The 18,616-nt window shown below is 60.1% G+C and carries 17 protein-coding genes; 2 read left to right on the forward strand and 15 right to left on the reverse strand.

Going from position 1 to position 18,616, the window contains the following annotated elements; translation table 11 throughout:
* Positions 1-32: 32 nt before the first annotated feature.
* The 3 genes from ACA061_RS11730 to ACA061_RS11740 all read right to left on the reverse strand — a co-directional run bounded on the left by ACA061_RS11730 (position 33) and on the right by ACA061_RS11740 (position 3,587).
* Positions 33-1,571, reverse strand: coding sequence for a cryptochrome/photolyase family protein (locus ACA061_RS11730; protein WP_497301632.1), 1,539 nt, complete (start codon positions 1,569-1,571; stop codon positions 33-35).
* 103 nt (positions 1,572-1,674) lie between these two features.
* Positions 1,675-2,799 (reverse strand): alkene reductase, encoded by a 1,125-nt coding sequence (locus ACA061_RS11735; RefSeq protein WP_497301633.1) that lies wholly within the window; start codon positions 2,797-2,799, stop codon positions 1,675-1,677.
* Positions 2,800-2,909: 110 nt separating this feature from the next.
* Positions 2,910-3,587 carry a type 1 glutamine amidotransferase domain-containing protein gene (locus tag ACA061_RS11740; protein ID WP_042558830.1) on the reverse strand — a complete coding sequence of 226 codons (678 nt, stop codon included), beginning with the start codon at positions 3,585-3,587 and terminating at the stop codon, positions 2,910-2,912.
* A gap of 209 nt (positions 3,588-3,796) precedes the next feature.
* Between ACA061_RS11740 and curR the strand changes: the two genes are divergently transcribed.
* Positions 3,797-4,381 (forward strand): TetR family transcriptional repressor CurR, encoded by a 585-nt coding sequence (gene curR / locus ACA061_RS11745; RefSeq protein WP_210555193.1) that lies wholly within the window; start codon positions 3,797-3,799, stop codon positions 4,379-4,381.
* A 57-nt stretch (positions 4,382-4,438) separates the two neighbouring features.
* On the opposite strand, the gene ACA061_RS11750 is transcribed toward curR, so the two are convergent.
* The 8 genes from ACA061_RS11750 to ACA061_RS11785 all read right to left on the reverse strand — a co-directional run bounded on the left by ACA061_RS11750 (position 4,439) and on the right by ACA061_RS11785 (position 12,156).
* Complete coding sequence (locus tag ACA061_RS11750; protein WP_497301635.1) at positions 4,439-6,874, reverse strand: TonB-dependent siderophore receptor; 2,436 nt, start codon at positions 6,872-6,874, stop codon at positions 4,439-4,441.
* A gap of 99 nt (positions 6,875-6,973) precedes the next feature.
* Positions 6,974-7,942 carry a FecR domain-containing protein gene (locus ACA061_RS11755; RefSeq protein ID WP_210555195.1) on the reverse strand — a complete coding sequence of 323 codons (969 nt, stop codon included), beginning with the start codon at positions 7,940-7,942 and terminating at the stop codon, positions 6,974-6,976.
* Positions 7,939-8,445: a sigma-70 family RNA polymerase sigma factor gene (locus ACA061_RS11760; protein ID WP_210555196.1), complete on the reverse strand. Its 507-nt coding sequence runs from the start codon at positions 8,443-8,445 to the stop codon at positions 7,939-7,941. Before ACA061_RS11760 ends, ACA061_RS11755 begins: the two co-directional genes overlap by 4 nt.
* Positions 8,446-8,541: 96 nt before the next feature.
* A complete protein-coding gene (locus tag ACA061_RS11765) occupies positions 8,542-9,465 on the reverse strand; it encodes a LysR family transcriptional regulator (RefSeq protein WP_150618210.1) in 924 nt (307 codons plus the stop codon).
* 112 nt (positions 9,466-9,577) lie between these two features.
* Positions 9,578-10,288: an SDR family NAD(P)-dependent oxidoreductase gene (locus ACA061_RS11770; RefSeq protein WP_042562036.1), complete on the reverse strand. Its 711-nt coding sequence runs from the start codon at positions 10,286-10,288 to the stop codon at positions 9,578-9,580.
* A gap of 49 nt (positions 10,289-10,337) precedes the next feature.
* The gene (locus ACA061_RS11775) at positions 10,338-10,994 is read right to left on the reverse strand and encodes a DsbA family oxidoreductase (RefSeq protein ID WP_210701977.1); all 657 of its coding nucleotides are present in this window, start codon (positions 10,992-10,994) and stop codon (positions 10,338-10,340) included.
* A complete protein-coding gene (locus ACA061_RS11780; protein ID WP_042558834.1) occupies positions 10,991-11,206 on the reverse strand; it encodes a tautomerase family protein in 216 nt (71 codons plus the stop codon). The genes ACA061_RS11775 and ACA061_RS11780 overlap by 4 nt, the downstream gene beginning before the upstream one ends.
* A 254-nt stretch (positions 11,207-11,460) precedes the next feature.
* Positions 11,461-12,156, reverse strand: coding sequence for a tRNA (adenine(22)-N(1))-methyltransferase (locus tag ACA061_RS11785; RefSeq protein WP_497301638.1), 696 nt, complete (start codon positions 12,154-12,156; stop codon positions 11,461-11,463).
* 253 nt (positions 12,157-12,409) lie between these two features.
* On the opposite strand from ACA061_RS11785, the gene ACA061_RS11790 reads away from it, so the two are divergent.
* On the forward strand, positions 12,410-13,339 hold the full coding sequence (locus tag ACA061_RS11790; protein ID WP_210555199.1) for a Gfo/Idh/MocA family protein: 930 nt from the start codon (positions 12,410-12,412) through the stop codon (positions 13,337-13,339).
* A 425-nt stretch (positions 13,340-13,764) separates the two neighbouring features.
* On the opposite strand, the gene ACA061_RS11795 is transcribed toward ACA061_RS11790, so the two are convergent.
* From ACA061_RS11795 to ACA061_RS11810, 4 genes are all read right to left on the reverse strand, one after another.
* Positions 13,765-15,030 carry an NAD(P)/FAD-dependent oxidoreductase gene (locus tag ACA061_RS11795; protein ID WP_497301639.1) on the reverse strand — a complete coding sequence of 422 codons (1,266 nt, stop codon included), beginning with the start codon at positions 15,028-15,030 and terminating at the stop codon, positions 13,765-13,767.
* Entirely contained in the window at positions 15,020-16,612 is a 1,593-nt protein-coding gene (locus ACA061_RS11800) for an aldehyde dehydrogenase (NADP(+)) (protein WP_497301640.1), read from the reverse strand. The genes ACA061_RS11795 and ACA061_RS11800 overlap by 11 nt, the downstream gene beginning before the upstream one ends.
* A gap of 67 nt (positions 16,613-16,679) precedes the next feature.
* Positions 16,680-17,627 carry a dihydrodipicolinate synthase family protein gene (locus ACA061_RS11805; RefSeq protein ID WP_497301641.1) on the reverse strand — a complete coding sequence of 316 codons (948 nt, stop codon included), beginning with the start codon at positions 17,625-17,627 and terminating at the stop codon, positions 16,680-16,682.
* A 55-nt stretch (positions 17,628-17,682) separates the two neighbouring features.
* On the reverse strand, positions 17,683-18,609 hold the full coding sequence (locus ACA061_RS11810) for a 4-hydroxyproline epimerase (protein ID WP_497301643.1): 927 nt from the start codon (positions 18,607-18,609) through the stop codon (positions 17,683-17,685).
* Positions 18,610-18,616: the final 7 nt, after the last annotated feature.

Raw genomic sequence — 18,616 nt, forward strand, 5'->3', positions numbered from 1 at the left:
AGTTGCAGCCTTGAAGGGCGGCGCTTGCGGATCTACAACGAATGGCCGTTATCCAGCTGGTCGAGCAGCATTTGCCCGCGCTGCCAAAGGGCCTGCTGTTTGGCTTCAGGCATGCGGTCGAGGTTTTTGTAGAGCATGCCCATGCGTTGATTGCTGCGCAGGAGATTGCCGTGGCGCATCAGAAAATGCCAGTACAGCGAATTGAACGGGCAGGCGTCGTCAGTGGTGCTTTCACTGACCTTGTAAGCGCAATCGCGACAGTAATCGGACATTCGCTTGATGTACTGGCCGCTGGCACAGTAAGGCTTGGAGCCCAGGTATCCGCCATCGGCGTGCATGACCATGCCCAGGGTGTTGGGCAACTCGACCCAGTCGAACGCGTCCATGTAAATGGCCAGATACCACTCGCAGATCTCGCTCGGCGCGATGCCGGCCAGCAAGGCGAAATTGCCGGTGACCATGAGCCGCTGGATGTGGTGGGCATAAGCATGTTTGAGGCTTTGACCAATGGCCTGGCGCATGCAGTTCATCTGCGTTTCGCCGGTCCAGTAGAACTCCGGCAATGGCCTGCTGTTACCGAATGAATTGCCTTCGGCGTAGTCAGGCATTTTCAGCCAGTAAACCCCGCGCACATATTCCCGCCAGCCGATCAGTTGCCGAATGAAACCTTCGGCGGCGTTCAGGGCAACGCTGCCCGCCCAATAGGCCGACTCGACGTCGCTGCACAGTTGCCGCAGATCGAGCAAACCGATGTTGAGCGCCGCACTGATGCGCGCATGGAACAGAAACGGCTCGTCGCTGGCCATGGCGTCCTGATAATCACCAAAACCGGCCAGACCGAAATCCAGAAAGTATTGCCACAGCGCTTGAGCGTCGGCGTGGGTCACCGGGTAGTTGAAGGTATCGAGAGCGCCGTAGTGACTGGCGAAGTGATCGCGCACCAACGCGAGGACTTCCTGAGTGACCGGGTCTGCGCTGAAGCTGAGCGGGTAGGGTGCCTTTACGCCTTTGGGCAGTGACTTGCGGTTGTCGGCGTCAAAATTCCACGCGCCACCCACCGGCGTGCCGTCGCCATTGAGCAACAGCCTGCTTTTGCGGCGCATCTCGCGGTAGAAGAACTCCATGCGCAGCTGTTTTTTACCGGCCGCCCACTCGGCGAATTCGGCGCGGGTGCAGAGAAAACGGCTGTCACTGTGCCAATGGATGGGCAAACCACAATCGCGCAGCGAATGCTCCAGACGCCAGTCGCCGCATTCGGTCAGGTGCAACTCGTTCGGCTTTAGAAGCGCATGCCAGCGCTGCAACTCACTCGGCACAGCGCCGGTGTTTTGCGGATCGTCGAGCCGGACGTACTGCACCTGAAAGCCTTGCTCCTGCAACGCCTGCGCAAAATGACGCATGGCGCTGAACACCAGGACGATTTTCTGCGGATGGTGAGGAACGTGGCTGGCTTCCTCCATCACCTCGACCAACAGGACGGTATCGCGTTCGCGATCAAGCCCCTGCAAAGAGGCGAGATCGAAAGACAACTGGTCACCGAGGACCAGGCACAATCGGTTAACAGTCTTCATTCGAACGCAATCAGCCTGATGAGAGGCAATAGAGGTAGCCAGTGGTTGGGAAGTCCTTGCTCAGATAGTTGTACGGAAATTTAGTTTTGTATAGGTTTTTCTGCTAGCCGGGGTACACCGGATAATCGATATAACCTTCAGCGCTGCCGCCATACACCGTGGCCGGGTTCAGTGCATTCAGCGGCCAGTCGTTGGCGATTCGCGCAGGCAGATCCGGATTGGCCATGAACGGTCGACCGAAAGCGACAAAGTCAGCGAGGCCGGAATCGAGCAGCCGCGCACCGGATTCGGCGTTGTAGCGCCCGGCGTAGATGATCGCGCCGCTGAAGGTGTCGCGCACCGCTTGGCGGAAGGTTTGCGGCATTGCTGGCGCATCGTCCCAATCGGCTTCGGCGATGGACAGATAAGCAATGCCGACGTCCTCCAGCACCTTGATCGCTTCTATATAAGTGGTGTGCGGATCTTCCTCGACCAGGCCCAGGTACGTGCGCGCCTCATCGGTGGTGGTGAACAGCGGGGCGAAGCGCACGCCGACCTTCTCCTTGCCAATGCACTCGGCGACGCCCGCCACCACTTCGCGCAGAAAACCCAGGCGATTGTGCAGCGAACCACCGTATTGATCGGTACGCAGATTGCTGTGGGCGGAGATGAACTGGTTGACCAGATAGCCATTGGCGCAGTGCAGTTCGATGCCGTCGAAACCGGCCTCCATCGCATTGCGTGCTGCCTGGATATAGAGCTGGATCAGCTCCTGAACTTCTTCAGTGCTCAACGCGCGCGGTGCGGACGGCGGCACCAGTTCGCCTTTGCCTGGTGCGGTTTCGATGAACACACTGACCCGGTCGGTCGCCACGGCGGAAGCCGAGACCGGTGCTGCACCGCCAGGTTGCAACGCGCTGTGCGACACACGGCCGACGTGCCAGAGCTGGGCGAAAATCACCCCGTCGACGGCATGCACGGCATCGGTGACTTTGCGCCATCCGGCAATTTGCTCGGGCGTGTGAATGCCCGGTGTCCAGGCATAACCCTGGCCCCGCGGTTCGATCTGCGTGCCTTCGGTCACCAGCAAACCTGCGCCTGCGCGCTGCTGGTAATACTCGGCCATCAATTCATTGGCGATGTTGCCCGGCTGGGTACTGCGCTGGCGGGTGAGGGGCGGCAGGACGATGCGGTTTTTCAGGGTGTGCAGGCCCAATTTGGCGGGGGAGAAATAACTGCTGTTGTTCATGGATTACCTTTTTCACTGGTTTATTAGACCAGTCAACTATTGATTGAGCGTAAAAAAAACGCCGTGTGGCACGCACACGGCGTTCGGAGGACTTTTCCCGAAGGGGCTTATCAGCCGAGCATCTTCAGCAACTTCTCGGCGACCGCTGCGGAGCTGGCAGGGTTCTGGCCAGTGACCAATTGCCCGTCAGCCACCACATGCACTTGCCAGTCGGCGACCTTGGAGTAGTAACCGCCAAGACGCTGGAACTCGTCTTCGATCAGGAACGGCACGACATCGGTCAAACCGACCGCGGCCTCTTCGGCATTAGTGAAACCGGTGACCTGGCGATGCTGGATCAGCGGTTTGCCTTCAGCATTCAACACGTGGCGCAGTACGCCCGGTGCGTGGCAAACGAAACCGTGCGGCTTGTTGCTGCGGTCGAAGGCTTCGATCAGAGCGATCGACTGCTTGTCTTCGGCCAGATCCCACAATGGGCCGTGGCCACCTGGGTAGAACACCGCATCGAAATCATCCGCCCGAACATCCGCCAGACGCCCGGTGTTGGCCAGTGCCTGTTGGGCGGCCGGGTCATTGCGAAAGCGATCGGTCTCGGCGGTCTGTGCGTCTGGCTCGTCGCTTTTCGGATCGAGCGGTGGCTGGCCACCGGCCGGGGACACCAGGGTGACGTCGGCACCGGCATCCTTGAAGGCGTAGTAAGGAGCAGCGAACTCTTCGAGCCAGAAGCCGGTTTTCTTGCCGGTGTCGCCAAGTTGATCGTGCGAAGTCAGAACCATCAAGATTTTCATAAAGCACCCTTGGTTGATCAGGTGGCGTCGCTGCGCAACGGATTTGCGAAACGCCGACACCGGGAGATGAGTTGTCGGAGCGCAGCATAGATGCCAATTAGACCAGTCGTCTAGTAATTTTTTCTGCGCAGGTTTTTCACTGACAGATATGGCAAACTTCCGTTCCACTGAAATATACGACTGGTCTATTGTCTGGTAATTTGCGCCCCATGAAACCGACCTACGACGACACCCGCCAACACTTGCTCGATACCGGCCACCGAATGATGGCCGAGAAGGGCTTCACCAGTGTCGGCCTCAATGAAATCCTGCAAACCGCCGGCGTGCCCAAGGGCTCGTTCTATCACTACTTCAAATCCAAAGAGCTCTATGGCCAGGCCTTGCTCGAGGATTACTTTGTTGGCTACCTCGCCGACATGGAGCGACGCCTGACGTTGCCGGGGCTGACCGCTTATGAGCGATTGATGGATTACTGGCTGGGCTGGCAGAACCGCTGCACGCTCGAAGGCCACGGCGATGAGTGTCTGGTGGTGAAACTCAGCGCCGAAGTCGCCGATCTGTCCGAATCGATGCGCCTCACCTTGCGTGATGGCGCCGAACAAGTGGTGTCGCGCATTACCCTGTGCATCGAGCAGGGGCAGGCTGAAAACAGCCTTCCTCAGGGCAATGCCCGGCGGTTGGCGGAAACCCTGTACCAGATGTGGTTGGGTGCCAGCCTGCTGAACAAGTTGCAGCGCACCGGGCAGTCGCTGAATACGTCGATGGCGACTACGCAACAACTGCTCAGCGTTTGATCCTTGAATTGACCGGCCGGAGCCGAACTCCGGCAGGTCAACGCCGAGTGCTACGGTTCAGAACTCGGGGGTGTACTTGACGCTGAACATCACGTTGCGCGGGTCGCCGAAGTTGTTGTTGCCATTGAGCTGATTGTAGGCGGCGGTGTAGTAGCGCTTGTCGAACAGGTTGTTGGCGTTCACCGCAAGGCCAATTTCGTTGCTCAACTGGTAACCGAGACGGGCGCTCCACACCGTGTAACCGGCGACGTCGTAAGTGTGTTCGTAGCCAAGCGTATGGCTTTGGGTGGTGAAGCCCAGGCCAGTGCTGACACGGTTCCAGTCGCCGCTGAACTGGTAGTCACCCCAAACCCGCAGCATGTGTTTCGGCGTCCAGGTGCTGAAGGTTTTGCCTTTTTCAGTCGGGTCGTCGAGGTACTTGGTGGTGTTGTAGGTGTAGCCGGCGAACAGTTGCAGGCCAGTCAGCACTTCGCCGCTGATCTCGGCTTCGATACCCTGGCTGCGAACTTTCCCGGCGGCCGTCGAGCAATACCAGTCGTCGCAGACCATGCCAGAAGCCAGGTCGTTGACTGCACGGTTTTCCTGGTCATAACGGAACACCGCCAACGACGTGTTGACCCGGCCGTCCATCAATTCGCCCTTGAGACCCACCTCGTAATTGCTGCCGATCACCGGTTTGAGCACGGAACCGTTAGCGTTGCGATTGGTTTGGGGTTCGAACACGTCGGTATAGCTGGCGTACACCGCCCACTCGCGGCTCAAGTCGTAGACGATGCCCGCGTAAGGCGTGACTTCGCCGGTCTCGTTCGCGGTGCTTTGCGGTTCCTCGACAGCGACGTCACTGAACGCCATTTGCGTCCATGACTTGTAGCTGTAGTCGTACCAACTGACGCGCGAACCCAGCACCAGCGTGAGAGATTCGACCGGTTTGACCCGCCAACTGCCGTAAAGGCCTTTTTGACGAATGTCGTATTCGCTCGGCGTTGCCCGGCCACCCGGGGTATTGAGCAAACCTTCGTAGCTGATTTCGGGACGGTCGTGGTTGATGTCGAAAATCGTGTCGCTGCTGTTGTTGAAGGTGCGGGCGAATTTATCGTCGGAGGTGAACTTGGCGTAGTTGCCGCCGAGCATCACTTCATGCTCCATCGACAGCGCTTCGAAATGCCCGGTGAGGTTCATGTCCAGACCGAGTTTGTTTGCGTCGAAATCCGTGACGAAATCGGCGTATTGCAAACCGCTGCCATCAGCTTGCACCCCGGCGCCGCTGGTTTGCGTGCGCTGGTTTTTCGACTTGTTGGTCTCGGTCATGCGCACGGCACCGACCTTGACGGACCAGTCGTCGTTGAAGCGGTGTTCCAGATCGGCGTAAACGGTCGTGACATCAATGTCGGCATGGTTCCAGCGTGCACCACCGTAGGTGGAACGCGGCACGTTGAGCGGCTTGCCGTCGGCGTAACGAGGCAGGCCGCGGATCATTGGCCGTGATTCGCCATCCGAATGGCTGACCGCCACGCCGAGCGTGGTGTCATCGCTGACGTCGAAGTCCAGAGCGCCGTACAGCGAGTGAGTTTTGCTCCATTCGTAATCGACGAATGAATGGCTCTGATCTTCATCGGCGACAAAACGCCCGCGCACCGTGCCGGTCGAGTTCAACGGTCCGCCGGCATCCAGTTGCAAGCCGTAGTGATCCCACGAACCCGCCTTGCCGGTGACGGTTACGGTCGGGGTGTTCTGGCCGCGCTTGCGCACCAGATTGATCGCGCCACCGGGGCTGCCGGCGCCTTGCAGCAGGCCCGACGCGCCGCGCAGCACTTCCATGCGATCAAAGAAAATCAGGTCCTGCGTTGCCCAGTTGCCCAGCGCATAGGTATTGCGCGGGATCGGCACGCCGTCGTACTGCCAGTCGTCGATCTGAAAACCGCGTGAGGTGAGGATCATGCCTTTGCCCACGCCCTGAAGGCCGACCAGACCGGTGGTTTTATTGGCGGCGTCCTTGAGATCGGTGAGGTCCTGATCATCCATTTGTTTGCGGGTCATGACGGTGACCGACTGCGGAATTTCCTTGAGCGTGTGTGTGCCTTTGCCAATGGTCACCGCCCGCGCGGCATAGGAGCCCGATCCCTCGGTGGTGGCGTCGTTGCTGCGCTCGACAATGTTGGTGGCCCCCAGTTGCAGCGCTGCGCTGTTGTCAGTCACCGGTTCGACGCTGAAGTTGCCTTGCCCCGTGACGCGCAGTTGCAAGCCGCTGCCCGACAGCGCCTTTTGCAGCGCTTGTTCGGCGGGCATCCGGCCTATCACTGCCGGTGCCTGTTTGCCCTGCACCAGCGCAGGCTCCAGCGAAATGATCTGGCCGCTCTGGCCGGCAATCGCATTGAGCGTATTGGCAAGGGCGCCGGCCGGCAAGTTGAAGCTCAGCTCTTGCGCCAGCGCTGAGCTTGCCAGAGTCGCGAGGGCAACGGCGAAGGGAAGGGTACGGGGCCACGTGTTGAGCACAACATTCTCCTGTTTGTTTTGAAGTGTCAGGAGATAGGTGGGATGAGAAATGAAAACCGGACACAAACGAGAACGATTTTCAAAAAAAATGTTCGCCCATCACTTTTTACTGATCAGGGTCAGCCAAGGGCCGTAGCGATCCACGCGAATCGGCAGGGTTTCGGCCAAGGCGCTGAAGGTGCGCTCGGCGTCATCCAGCGGGAATACGCCCTGCACCCGCAAGCCGCGAATATCCGGGGCCAGGCGTACGAACCCACGATGGTAAGGTCGCAGCGCAGCGACCACTTCTGCCAGTGATTCATCCAGTACATTCAACTTGCCGCTCAACCAGTCGGCGCGCCGACGTTCATCGCCGCTGGCCAGCGTGATGCCACGCGAGGAGAGGACCGCCGCCTGACCTTCCTTGACGATTTGCGTTGTGCCGTTGAACAAACGGGCTTCAACCGAATGCTGCAACACCACGAGGCGACTGGCGTCCGGTTCCTGGGCCACCAGAAAACGCGTGCCCAGTGCACGCATTTCGCCTTCGGCGGTGCGCACGACCAAGGGCCGACGAGCATCTGGCGCGACATCAATTACCAATTCACCATGACGCAGGATGATCACGCGTTGCGCGTCATCGAAGCGCAGATCCACCGCACTGTCGGCGTTCAGGCTCAGGCGACTGCCATCGGCCAGGTTGAAGTGCTGCCGCTGGCCGCGCCCGGTGTGCAGGTCCGCCAGCAGCGTTTCACCCAAGCGGGTTTTGCTGCCCAGCAGCAGACCACCGCCGAGCAGCCCGAGACCGGCGATGACGCGCAAGGCATCACGCCGCGAAGCCTGCGGCTGCAACAGAATCTGCCGGGCTTCACCGGCCTGGCCGGGCACGCGTCGATCCAGTGCGCGAACCGTGTTGAACGAACCGCCGAGGCGTTCCTGCAAGGTGTCCCATGCCTGTCTGTGCGCAGAATCCATTGCCAGCCAGGCGTTGAAGCGTTCGTTGAGCGCAGTGTCAGGCGTGCCGGCGCGAAGCTTGACCATCCAGTCGATGGCTTGCTCGCTGACAGGGTCGAGGCGGGTTTTGCTCACGGTGCCATCTCGCACAAATAGCATTGGCGCAACGCCTGTTTCATGTAGCGACTGACAGTGCGCTCCGACAGCCCGAGTTTCTGCGCAATCGCCACGTAACTCAGGCCGTCCAGTTGGCTGTAGAGGAAGGTGGTTTTGACGATCAACGGCAAACCGTCGATGGCGCGGTCGATCGCGACAAGGGCTTCGATCAATTGCAGTTGTTCTTCAGGGGAGGGCGCCAATGCTTCAGGCAGAGCGGACAACCGCTCAAGGTAGGCCAGTTCCAGCTTGCGCCGACGATGACGATCAAAGATCAGCCGGCGCGCGATGGTCGACAGGTAAGCACGCGGTTGCTCGATGCTGTCCGGATCAACGCGTGCCGCCATCAGCTGGCAAAACGTATCGGCGGCGGTGTCCTCGGCGTCCGCGTGGTTGCGCACATGACGATTGATGTGCTGCAACAACCATCGATGATGATCACTGAAAAAGTATCCCAGCTTGCTGGACGGAGGAGATTGCACTGGTGAGCTTTCCAGATGTTAGTGAGAATCTCTCTCAATACTACCTGTGTGGCCAGAGCCAGTGCAATCAGTCTGTAGCGCCCGGCGCATTCACCGCTAAAGCGCCGCCCATTGATCGCGGTATTGCAGCAGAAAATCGACGAAGGCGCGCACGTGTTGGGGCACGTAGCGCCCGTGCGGATACAGCAAGGTGTAAGGCCTGGAACGACCTTTATAGGGCTGCAGGACCTCGACGAGGCGGCCGTCCGCCAATTCCTGTTCGACAATGAATTTGTAGGTCTGGAACACCCCGGCACCATGCTTGGCCAGCGTCACGCCTCCGAGCACATCGTCAGAGCAGGAATAACCGCCGTCCGAAATAATCTCGCGATCGCTGCCATTTTCCTGAAACAGCCAAGAAATCCGCCGTCCGCTGCTGGGCAGTTCGAACTGGATGCACTCGTGTTCCGCCAGATCCTCCAGCGTCTGCGGCGTACCGGCCTTGCGCAGATACTCGGGCGAGGCGACCACCACCAGTTTGGCGTCCTCTAAAAGGCGCGCAATCATCGTCGAGTCGGGTTGGGCGCGCACGCGGATCGCCAAGTCGTAGCCCTCCGCGACGAAGTCGATGTTGCGATTACCCAAGTGGATATCGACGGTGACGTCGGGGTGCAGCGCACGAAACTTTGGCAGCAGCGGCAGGATGCGGTGATGCCCGTAAGTGGTCGGCAGGCTGATGCGCAATCGTCCTGAGGTACTTGTCTGTGCGCCCATGACCTCTTGTTGAGCTTCGACCAGTTGGGTCAGCGCCTGGCTGCACTGGACGAAGAAGTTTCTACCGGCTTCGGTCAAGCGAATGCTGCGCGTGGTTCGCGCGAAGAGCCGAGCACCGAGCCGTTGTTCCAGACGCAGAATCGACCGGCTCACCGCTGCCGGTGTCACCCCGGCGAGCTGCGCAGCCGCGGTGAAGCTGCCCGCCTCGGCGGCGAGGCAAAAGAGTTCGATACTGCCTAACTGCAAGTCTTCAAAGTGGCGCTTCATAATCGATTACACCGAGGCTCAACGGATATTTCATCCCGGTATTTACCACAACAAACGGCACCGCCGGTATAGACCGACGGTGCCGTTTGTTGTGGCAAGGACAGCGGCTGGATCAATGACCCGCGCTCTGGCCGCCGTCGACGTGCAGGATCTCGCCCGTGACAAAGTTCGCGTTATCCAGATAGAGGATCGCTTGCACGATGTCATCAATCTCGCCCATATGGCCAACCGGGTGGAGATTGCCCAGCGCTTCGTGGGTTTCCACGCCGTGCATTGGCGTCTTGATGATGCCCGGCGAAACCGCGTTGACCCGAATGCCGCGCTTGGCGTACTCGATGGCCAGCGATTTGGTTGCCGCGTTGATGCCACCCTTGGTCAGCGAAGCCAGCACCGAAGGCACGCCGTCAATCGCGTGGTCGACCAAGCTGGTGGTGACGCTGACGACGTGGCCGCTACGGTTTTTTTCCATTTCGGCAATGGCCAGTTGGGTGATGTAGAAGAAGCCGCTCATGTTGGTCGCCACGACCTGGGCGTAATCTTCTTTGCTGTAATCGGTGAACGGCTTGGCGACGAAGATGCCCGCGTTGTTGACCAGTGTGTCGATGCGACCAAAGCGTGCAACGGCTTCACGGATAACCCGCTCGGCGGTTTGCGGATCAGCGATGTCGCCAGCGACGGTCAGAATATCCGGGTCCGACGACGGTTTGACGGAGCGAGACGTCGCGACAACCTGATACCCGCGATCGCGAAAACCCTTGACCAGGCCAGCGCCAATGCCTTGCGAGGCGCCGGTAACCACTACAACTTTATTGGAAGTGCTCATGATGAATTCCTCATTGAATCGATAGGGATTGGGTAGAAAAATCTGCAAATCAGGCCTGAGAGGTCTCTCGTGCCGCCTGCCGTAACGCTTGCTGGTATTCGGCGACCGAGTGCGATCCGGACATCAGTTCTCGGTCATTGAGCACCATTGCCGGGACCGAGTTGATGCCTCGCGCCTGGTAAAACTGCTGAAGCTCGCGGACCTCCTGACTGAACTCGCCGCTCGCCAATACTTCTTGCGCACGCCGGGTGTCGAGACCGACTTCGCCCGCCAGATTCACCAGCGTTTGCGCGTCATCCGGGTTCTTGCCGTCGGTGAAGTAGGCTCGCAACAGAGCTTTCTTCAGTGCGCGTTGACGGCCTTCGATGTGTGCCCAAAACAACAGGCGATGCGCATTGAACGTGTTGAAAAAATGACTGCGTTTTTCCAGATCGAAAGTGAACCCGATGTCTTTGCCGCGTTGAATGATCATCGCGTTGCGCTCTGCCACTTGCTGAGCGCTACGGCCATATTTGCGCATCATGTGCTCGACGGCGTGTTCACCGGCGGCCGGCATATCCGGGTTCAGTTCGAACGGTTTGTAGGTCAGTTCAACATCGATCTCACCGGCCAGATTCGCAATCGCTTGCTCAAGTGCCGTAGCGCCCAAGGCGCACCATGGGCAGACCACATCCGAGACAAAGTCGATTTTTACCGTGCGGCTCATGACTGTTCGTCCGCTAGCTGCTGGCGGTACTCGGTGGTGGTGATACCGGCGTAACCCCAGTTATCCGTGTCGACTTCTTCAATCACGATGTGCGTGAGTTTTGGGTCCTTGTTGAGTACTCGCTCCATCGTCTCGGTGATCTCTTTGATCACCTGGGCTTTTTGCTCGCGAGTGACGCCGTCACGGGTGATGCGTACGCTGATGAAAGGCATTGGAGTAACTCCATTAGCCAGCCTGTCGGGATGATGGGCTGCTGTTGGAGTGAACTTTAAGAAGTGGCGCGTGATTGATAAATACGCCTTGAGGTACTTCATTTGTGATGTGGTGTATCAAATCGAAAGGAGCGAACCCTGCGGGATTCTTCCACTGAGGGCGATGGCGGGGGGAGTCATTCAGTAGCCGTGGTCGCAACGGTTAGGCGCCCAGGATTGGAGCGAAGCGATCAGTGCTGTCAGGCGTCCGTCATTCAAGCCAATAAATCGGTGATCCATTGCGCTTGTTGCGTGATCTCTTGCACTTTCGCTTCGGGTAATGCGTGCCGCGCTCGGGCGAACTGGCTCAGGGTCTTTTGTTTCTCGCGAAGGATGCGCTGCCACTTGCTCAGAAACGCCGGGCTGCGCGCCTGCATCTGCAGTGGCCCGAAGTACAATTCTGGCCCCGTGTAGGCGACGGGGTCTGCACGCTCGGCCACAATGATTTCGTAGTAGAAGCGGTTCTCCCACAGCAGTTCTTCGCAGAGGATGCGGTAGCCGTTATCCATCAGCCATTGGCGCAGGGGTTGCTCGCCGCCGTTGGGTTGCAGGATCAGGCGTTCGGTGCCGCTAAGCTGCGCTTTGCCGCTGTCGAGAATGTCGCGGATGGTTTCGCCGCCCATGCCGCAAATGCTGATCGCGGTGATTCCATCGCCAGGCTCGATTGCCGCCAGGCCGCTGGCATGACGCACGGTGATGTGCTGTTCAAGATCGTTCTCGCGCACCGTGCGTTCAGCCGAGCGGAACGGCGTCAACGCCACTTCGCCAGCCACTGCCGCTGCAATCACGCCACGGCGCATCAGCGCCACCGGCAGATAGCCGTGATCCGAGCCGATATCGGCCAGTCGCGCGCCGGCGGGCACGTGCGCCGCCACGCGTTCCAGGCGCATGGACAATGTGTGTTCGTTCAACGACAACCCCTGTTCAACACTGACCTGCGGCACTGATGGCCGCAAAAGGGGTGCGACTTTGTCGAGCTACGCGTTGCCTGTCAAATCCCGGCGACAGGGGCCACGTTGCGACCCGGACGTGAAGTCGTGAATTACCGAGCAATGCTTGCCTGATCCTGTGCGTCGTTGTGACGTTGCACCGACAGACGGGCGCGGCGTTTGCGGGTAATCTTCCGGCTCGCTGACTAAAACAAGACAAAAACAGGAGTCATTGATGCAACCGATCCGTCTCGGTCTGGTGGGCTACGGCAAGATTGCCCAGGATCAACATGTCCCGGCGATCAACGCCAATCCCGCATTCCAGTTGGTGTCTGTCGCCACACAGGGCAAGCCTTGCGCCGGCGTGGAGAATTTCCAGTCCCTGAGCGAGTTGCTCGCCAACGGCCCGCAAGTTGATGCGATCGCGTTCTGCACGCCACCCCAAGGGCGCTTTGCCTTGGTGCAAGAGGCGCTGGCTGCCGGCAAACATGTGCTGGTGGAAAAGCCGCCGTGCGCCACATTAGGTGAGGCCATGGCGTTGGTCAGCCTGGCCGGGCAGCAAGGCGTCAGCGCGTTGTTCGCCTGGCATTCGCGCTACGCCCCCGGCATTGCCGCCGCCCGCGAGTGGCTCGCCACGCGCACTCTGCAAAGCGTGCAGATCGACTGGAAGGAAGACGTGCGCAAATGGCACCCCGGCCAGACCTGGATCTGGCAACCGGGCGGTTTGGGCGTATTCGATCCGGGCATCAATGCTTTGTCGATTGCCACGCACTTGCTGGCGCTACCGTTATTTGTCGAGTCCGCCGAACTGCGCGTTCCCGAAAACTGCCAGTCACCGATTGCCGCGTCGATCAAAATGTCAGACGCGCGCCACCTCGATGTACGCGCCGAATTCGACTTCGACCACGGCCACGACGAACTCTGGAGCATCGAGATCCGTTGCGCCGAAGGGGTGTTGCGACTGGACAACGGCGGCGCATTGTTGAGCATTGACGGCGTGCGCCAGCCCGTTTCGGAGGAGGGTGAATACGCGGCGGTGTATCGGCACTTCCAGCAACTGATCGGTGACAAGAGCAGCGACCTCGACCTGCAACCGCTGCGGTTGGTGGCGGATAGTTTCTTCGTCGGCAGTCGCGTCTCAGTCGCCCCGTTCTACGACGCATAACTCCTGTAGGAGCTGCCGAAGGCTGCGATCTTTTGATCTTTCATTCCATCAGGCTTGCTGTGGACTGAACAAAAAAACCGCCATCCCGGATGATCGGGACGGCGGTTTTTTCATGTCAGACGAAATGGTGATTTCCGCCCCTCACACAAGTCATTGTGGCAAGGGGCTTTAGCGAAACGTCGCACCGCCCCGATGGCTACGCGGCAGACCCAAATCAGCAGCTCCGGTACAACCGATGAAACCCCATTGTGGCGAGGGGATTTATCCCCGATGGGCTGCGCAGCAGCCCCAAAACCAGTCACCGCGAACTTGCAGGAATACCGCATGCTCGGGTTTTACGACTGCTGCGCAGCTGATCGGGGCGGTGGGACGTTTCGCTAAATCCCCTCACCACGGCGACGCGCTTCAGCGCATTTGACGCGAGATCAGAAGCGCGCCAGTCGATAGGCCTCGGTGCCTGGCAGGTCTTGCGGCGATTTTGTGGTTACCGCCCCCACCATCCCCACAATCATCTCCGCCGTCACCGCCGCCTGCGTCAGCCCCAAATGTTGATGCCCGAACGCAAGCAGCACCTTGCCACCGCACACCTGATCAATCACCGGAAGCGAATCCGGCAATGACGGTCTGAAGCCCATCCACGGTGTCGCCGCTTCAGCACTCAGATCTTTGCGGAACAGCCCCTGGCTCAACCGATGCAACTGCCACGCGCGTTCCATCTTCGGCGGCTGTTCAAGGCCTGCGAACTCAACTGTACCGGCCAGCCGCAGTCCCTCGGACATCGGCGTCATGATGAACTTGCGTTCCATGGAGGTGACGGGGAAGGGCAGTCGGCCGTGTTCCTGGGGCAGCATCAAGTGATAACCGCGTTCGGTGTCCAGCGGCACGGTTTTACCGGTCAACGCGGCCGTGAGTTTGGCCGAGTGCGCGCCGCAGGCGATCAAGACGCGGCTCGCGGTCACACCACCGTTTCCGGTGATCAGTGAAACGCCGTGCTCCTGAACATATCCGCCCTGAACCTGCTGCTTCACAAAACGCACGCCGCTGGTCTTGGCTGCGTTGACCAACTCGCAAACCACGCGATAAGGATCAATGAAATGCCCGGTGCGCGGAAAGAACAGACCACCCTTTATCTGCTCGCTGAGTTGCGGTGCGGTGTCGCGAATCGCATCTGCCTGCCAGAAATCGACGGGTACCTGCTGCTGATGCAAGCGTGTCTGAAGCGCTTCGATGGCCTGAAGTGAATCCGCACGTTCGAATACCAGCAGTGAGCCTTCGACTTTAAGCAGGTCGGGACGCTCGATATCGCTGAGTAACCGTTGCCAGGCATCGAGGCTGCCTTCGTTGAGCGCACGCAAACCGGCGACGGTTTTCTGAAAGGGCTCCGAGCGCAGATTCAATAACAACCGTGTGAACCAGGGCAGGGCGCGGGGCAGGTATTTCCAGTCCAGGCGCAACGGCCCCATCGGGTCCATCAACATGGCCGGCAGGCGCTTGAGTATCGACAGGTCGGCAATCGGAAACACTTGTTCGGTCGCCAGATGCCCGGCATTGCCGAACGATGCGCCGTGGCCCGGTTCCTGTTGGTCGATGACGACAACTCGCAAACCCTGGCGAGCCAGACGCAATGCGCAGGCAACGCCGATGATCCCGGCGCCGACCACGGCGATATCATGCGAGGCGTTATTGGGCATTGTTCTGCGCTTCCCTTTGCCCGTCGAGCAACCGTCGCAACCCCAGCGGATTGGCCTGTTTCAGCGCGCCAGGCAGCAAGCTGTCCGGGAAGTCCTGATAACAGACCGGGCGCAGGAACCGCTGGATCGCTGCGGTGCCGACCGACGTTGTGCGCGAGTCGGACGTGGCTGGAAACGGTCCGCCGTGAACCATCGCCTCACACACCTCGACGCCGGTAGGCCAGCCATTGACCAGCAAGCGACCGGCCTTGCGCTCCAGTGTCGGCAACAATGCGTGGGCCTGCTCAAGGTCTGCGTCGTCAAGGTGCAACGTGGTGGTGAGTTGGCCTTCCAGGCGTTCGATCACTTGACGGATTTCATCGTCATCGCTGCATTGCACAACCAGCGACGCCGCGCCAAACACCTCTGCCTGAAGGCTGTGATCGGCCAGAAAATCCCTTGCCTGAGTGACGAACAGCCGGGCCTGACACTGATTTGGTCCTGTGCTCATCTGACCCTCAGCGCACAGTTGCGCGCGCGGGTTTTCAATTAACGCATTCACGCCAGCCTCATAGGCATTGAAGATCCCGGGCGTCAGCATCGTTTGCGCCGGGCTGTGTCGTAACCGTTCGGCAGCGGCCGCGATAAAGCTGTCCAGCGCGGGGCCCTTACGCGCAATCACCAGCCCGGGATTGGTACAGAATTGCCCGGCCCCTAGCGTCAGCGAAGCAACAAAACCTTCTGCAAGAGCTGGCGCGCGATTGTGCAACGCCGCCGCAAACAGCAACACCGGATTGATCGAACTCATTTCCGCATACACCGGAATCGGCTCCGGCCTTGCCTGCGCCGCTTGAACCAGCGCCAGACCACCGCTGCGCGAACCGGTAAAACCCACGGCTTTGATGCGGGGATCGGTGACCAGCGCAATGCCCACTTCGCGCCCGGAACCGTACAGCAACGAGAACACGCCCGGCGGCAGACCACAGGCTTTTACCGCCCGCGCCAGCGCATGGCCGATCAACTCACTGGTGCCTGGATGCGCGCTGTGCGCCTTGACGATGACCGGGCAACCGGCGGCCAGTGCCGAAGCCGTGTCACCGCCGGCGACGGAGAACGCCAGCGGAAAATTGCTCGCGCCAAACACCACCACCGGGCCCAGCGGTACCTGACGTTGCCGTAGATCCGAACGCGGCAGCGGCTGACGTTGCGGTTGTGCGGTATCGACGCGCACGTCCAGCCATTCAGCGTTGCGCACCGTGCGCGCAAACAGACGCAGTTGCTGACAAGTACGCCCGCGTTCGCCGAGCAGACGCGCCCGGGGCAGACCGGTTTCAGCGGCGGCGCGGTCGATCAGTTCATCGCCAAGGGCTTCGATTTCGTCGGCAATGGCTTCAAGAAATTCGCTGCGGGCATCCAGCGTTGTTTCGCGATAGCTGTCCAGCGCCGCCCAGGCCAAGGCACAGGCCTGTTCGACATGCGCGGCCGATCCGCCGGCATAGGCAGGTTCCAGCACGGTATTGGTGGCCGGGTCGATCCCGTGAATGGCTTCACGATTGCCCGCAATACGTTGCTGCCCGATCAGCATGTTGCCCGTCAGAGTCATGGTGTCTTCCTGATGAGAAAAAAGCGCCCGCCGCAAAAACCGGCGGGCGAGAAAGCAAAGCCTGGGGTCAGGCGAAGTTCTGCTCTGCTGACCAGTTTTCGTACCAGTGGCGGAACAGCGCGTACTGGTTTTCTGCATAGCGGCGCTGGGAGTCGCTCAACGCATCGGTGTCGTTGAAATGCAGGGAGTATTCCTTGTCGCCGTTGAGCACCATCAGGTGTTTGTAATACAGCACCAGATCACAGCCCTCGTCGAACGACGACAGCACTGCCAGTGCCGATTCCAGCTCCCGCGCCTGACGCCGCGCCTTGGCATCCCCCTTCGCCGCTTGCTTGCTCAGGGCCACCAGTTGCAGCACTTCGCGGGGCAGGGCATTGCCGATGCCAGTGATCGCGCCGGTGGCGTTGCAGTTGACGAAGCCATGCACCACTTGGGTGTCGACGCCGACCATCAGGGTCACTCCGTCATCCTTGGAGGTGATGTTCTCGGCGGCGTAACGCAAGTCGGCGCCGCCGCCGAACTCCTTGAAGCCGATCAGGTTCGGGTACTCGCGGCGCAGTTCGAAGAACAGATCAGCGCGGGTGGCAAAGCCGTAGTAGGGGCTGTTGTAGATCACCGCCGGCAAGTTCGGCGCCGCTTGCAGAATCGCGGCGAAGTGAGCCTTTTGCGCGGCGGCCGAAGCGCCTCGCGACAGCACGCGTGGAATCACCATCAAGCCTTGCGCACCGACTTTTGCCGCGTGGGCTGCATGGGCAACGGCTTCACGGGTATTCACCGCGCCGGTGCCGACAATCGTCGGGATGCCCGCGGCCACCAGCCGCGCCACGCCTTCCTGGCGCTCGGCTTCGGTCAGCAGCGGCCAGTCGCCCATGGAACCGCAGTACACGACAGCGCTCATGCCGATATCGATCAACTCGCGACCCTTGGCCACCAGTGCGTCGAAATCCGGTTTGCGCTGGGCGGTGCACGGGGTCATCAGGGCCGGCATGCAACCGGTGAAGATGTTGTCGCTCATTGTTTTAACTCCTTGGCACATCATTCGGATGGGTTTGAAAAGTCGACGCGGTGGCTCAGATGCCCCACGCGAACGGGTCTGTTTCGTCGATCAGCAGCGTGCTGTCGGCGGTCATGTAAGCGCGGCCGGTGATGTACGGGCGAACGCGTTCGCCTTGCCATTCAAAGCGGCCTTCGAACTGGCTGCCGGTGATGCTCGCCTGCACCCAGCGCTCGCCGGGCTGCAACTTGTCGTCGGCGGCCAGGCACGCGAGTTTGGCGCTGGTGCCGGTGCCGCAAGGGGAGCGGTCATAGGCTTTGCCGGGGCACATGACGAAGTTGCGGCTGTCGGCGTCGGGGTCATCGGCGAACAGTTCGATGTGGTCGATCACGGCCCCGTCTTCGCCATAAATGCCCTGATCTTCGAGAGCCTTGAGCATCGCCCAGGTGTAGGCGGTGAGGTGCTCGACGTTGTCCATCGACAGGTTCTGGCCGTGTTCGGACACCAGGAAAAACCAGTTGCCGCCATAGGCGATGTCGCCAGTCACGCGGCCGAAACCGGGCACGTCCACCGGCACCTGTTTGCGGTAGCGGTAAGACGGCACGTTGCCCAGCGTCACCATGCCGTCTTCATGCAGCGTCGCGCTGACTGGGCCAACGGGCGTATCGATCTTGTGCACGCCCGCAGTGATCTGCCCCAGGTACTGCAACGAGTTGATCAGGCCAATGGTGCCGTGGCCGCACATGCCGAGATAACCGGCGTTGTTGAAGAAGATCACGCCGCAGGTGGCGTCCGCCGACACCGGCGCGCAATACAGCGCGCCGACCAGCACATCGTTGCCGCGCGGTTCCAGCAGGCAGGCGCGGCGCCACTGATCATGCTGATTGCGCAGGGCATCGCGTTTTTCCGCCATGGTGCTGCCGGGCAATTCGGGGAAACCGTTCATCACCAGACGCGTGGGCTCACCACCCGTGTGGGAATCGATAACGTGTACTCGTTTCATAAAAGGT

It is taken from the genome of Pseudomonas sp. LBUM1668, assembly GCF_059695715.1.

Excerpts from the sequence above, each read along its gene's own strand:
- ACA061_RS11730 (WP_497301632.1), bottom strand. The coding sequence starts at position 1,571 with ATGAAGACTGTTAACCGATTGTGCCTGGTCCTCGGTGACCAGTTGTCT.
- ACA061_RS11735 (WP_497301633.1), bottom strand. The coding sequence starts at position 2,799 with ATGAACAACAGCAGTTATTTCTCCCCCGCCAAATTGGGCCTGCACACC.
- ACA061_RS11740 (WP_042558830.1), bottom strand. The coding sequence starts at position 3,587 with ATGAAAATCTTGATGGTTCTGACTTCGCACGATCAACTTGGCGACACC.
- curR (WP_210555193.1), top strand. The coding sequence starts at position 3,797 with ATGAAACCGACCTACGACGACACCCGCCAACACTTGCTCGATACCGGC.
- ACA061_RS11765 (WP_150618210.1), bottom strand. The coding sequence starts at position 9,465 with ATGAAGCGCCACTTTGAAGACTTGCAGTTAGGCAGTATCGAACTCTTT.
- ACA061_RS11770 (WP_042562036.1), bottom strand. The coding sequence starts at position 10,288 with ATGAGCACTTCCAATAAAGTTGTAGTGGTTACCGGCGCCTCGCAAGGC.
- ACA061_RS11775 (WP_210701977.1), bottom strand. The coding sequence starts at position 10,994 with ATGAGCCGCACGGTAAAAATCGACTTTGTCTCGGATGTGGTCTGCCCA.
- ACA061_RS11780 (WP_042558834.1), bottom strand. The coding sequence starts at position 11,206 with ATGCCTTTCATCAGCGTACGCATCACCCGTGACGGCGTCACTCGCGAG.
- ACA061_RS11790 (WP_210555199.1), top strand. The coding sequence starts at position 12,410 with ATGCAACCGATCCGTCTCGGTCTGGTGGGCTACGGCAAGATTGCCCAG.
- ACA061_RS11795 (WP_497301639.1), bottom strand. The coding sequence starts at position 15,030 with ATGCCCAATAACGCCTCGCATGATATCGCCGTGGTCGGCGCCGGGATC.
- ACA061_RS11800 (WP_497301640.1), bottom strand. The coding sequence starts at position 16,612 with ATGACTCTGACGGGCAACATGCTGATCGGGCAGCAACGTATTGCGGGC.
- ACA061_RS11805 (WP_497301641.1), bottom strand. The coding sequence starts at position 17,627 with ATGAGCGACAACATCTTCACCGGTTGCATGCCGGCCCTGATGACCCCG.
- ACA061_RS11810 (WP_497301643.1), bottom strand. The coding sequence starts at position 18,609 with ATGAAACGAGTACACGTTATCGATTCCCACACGGGTGGTGAGCCCACG.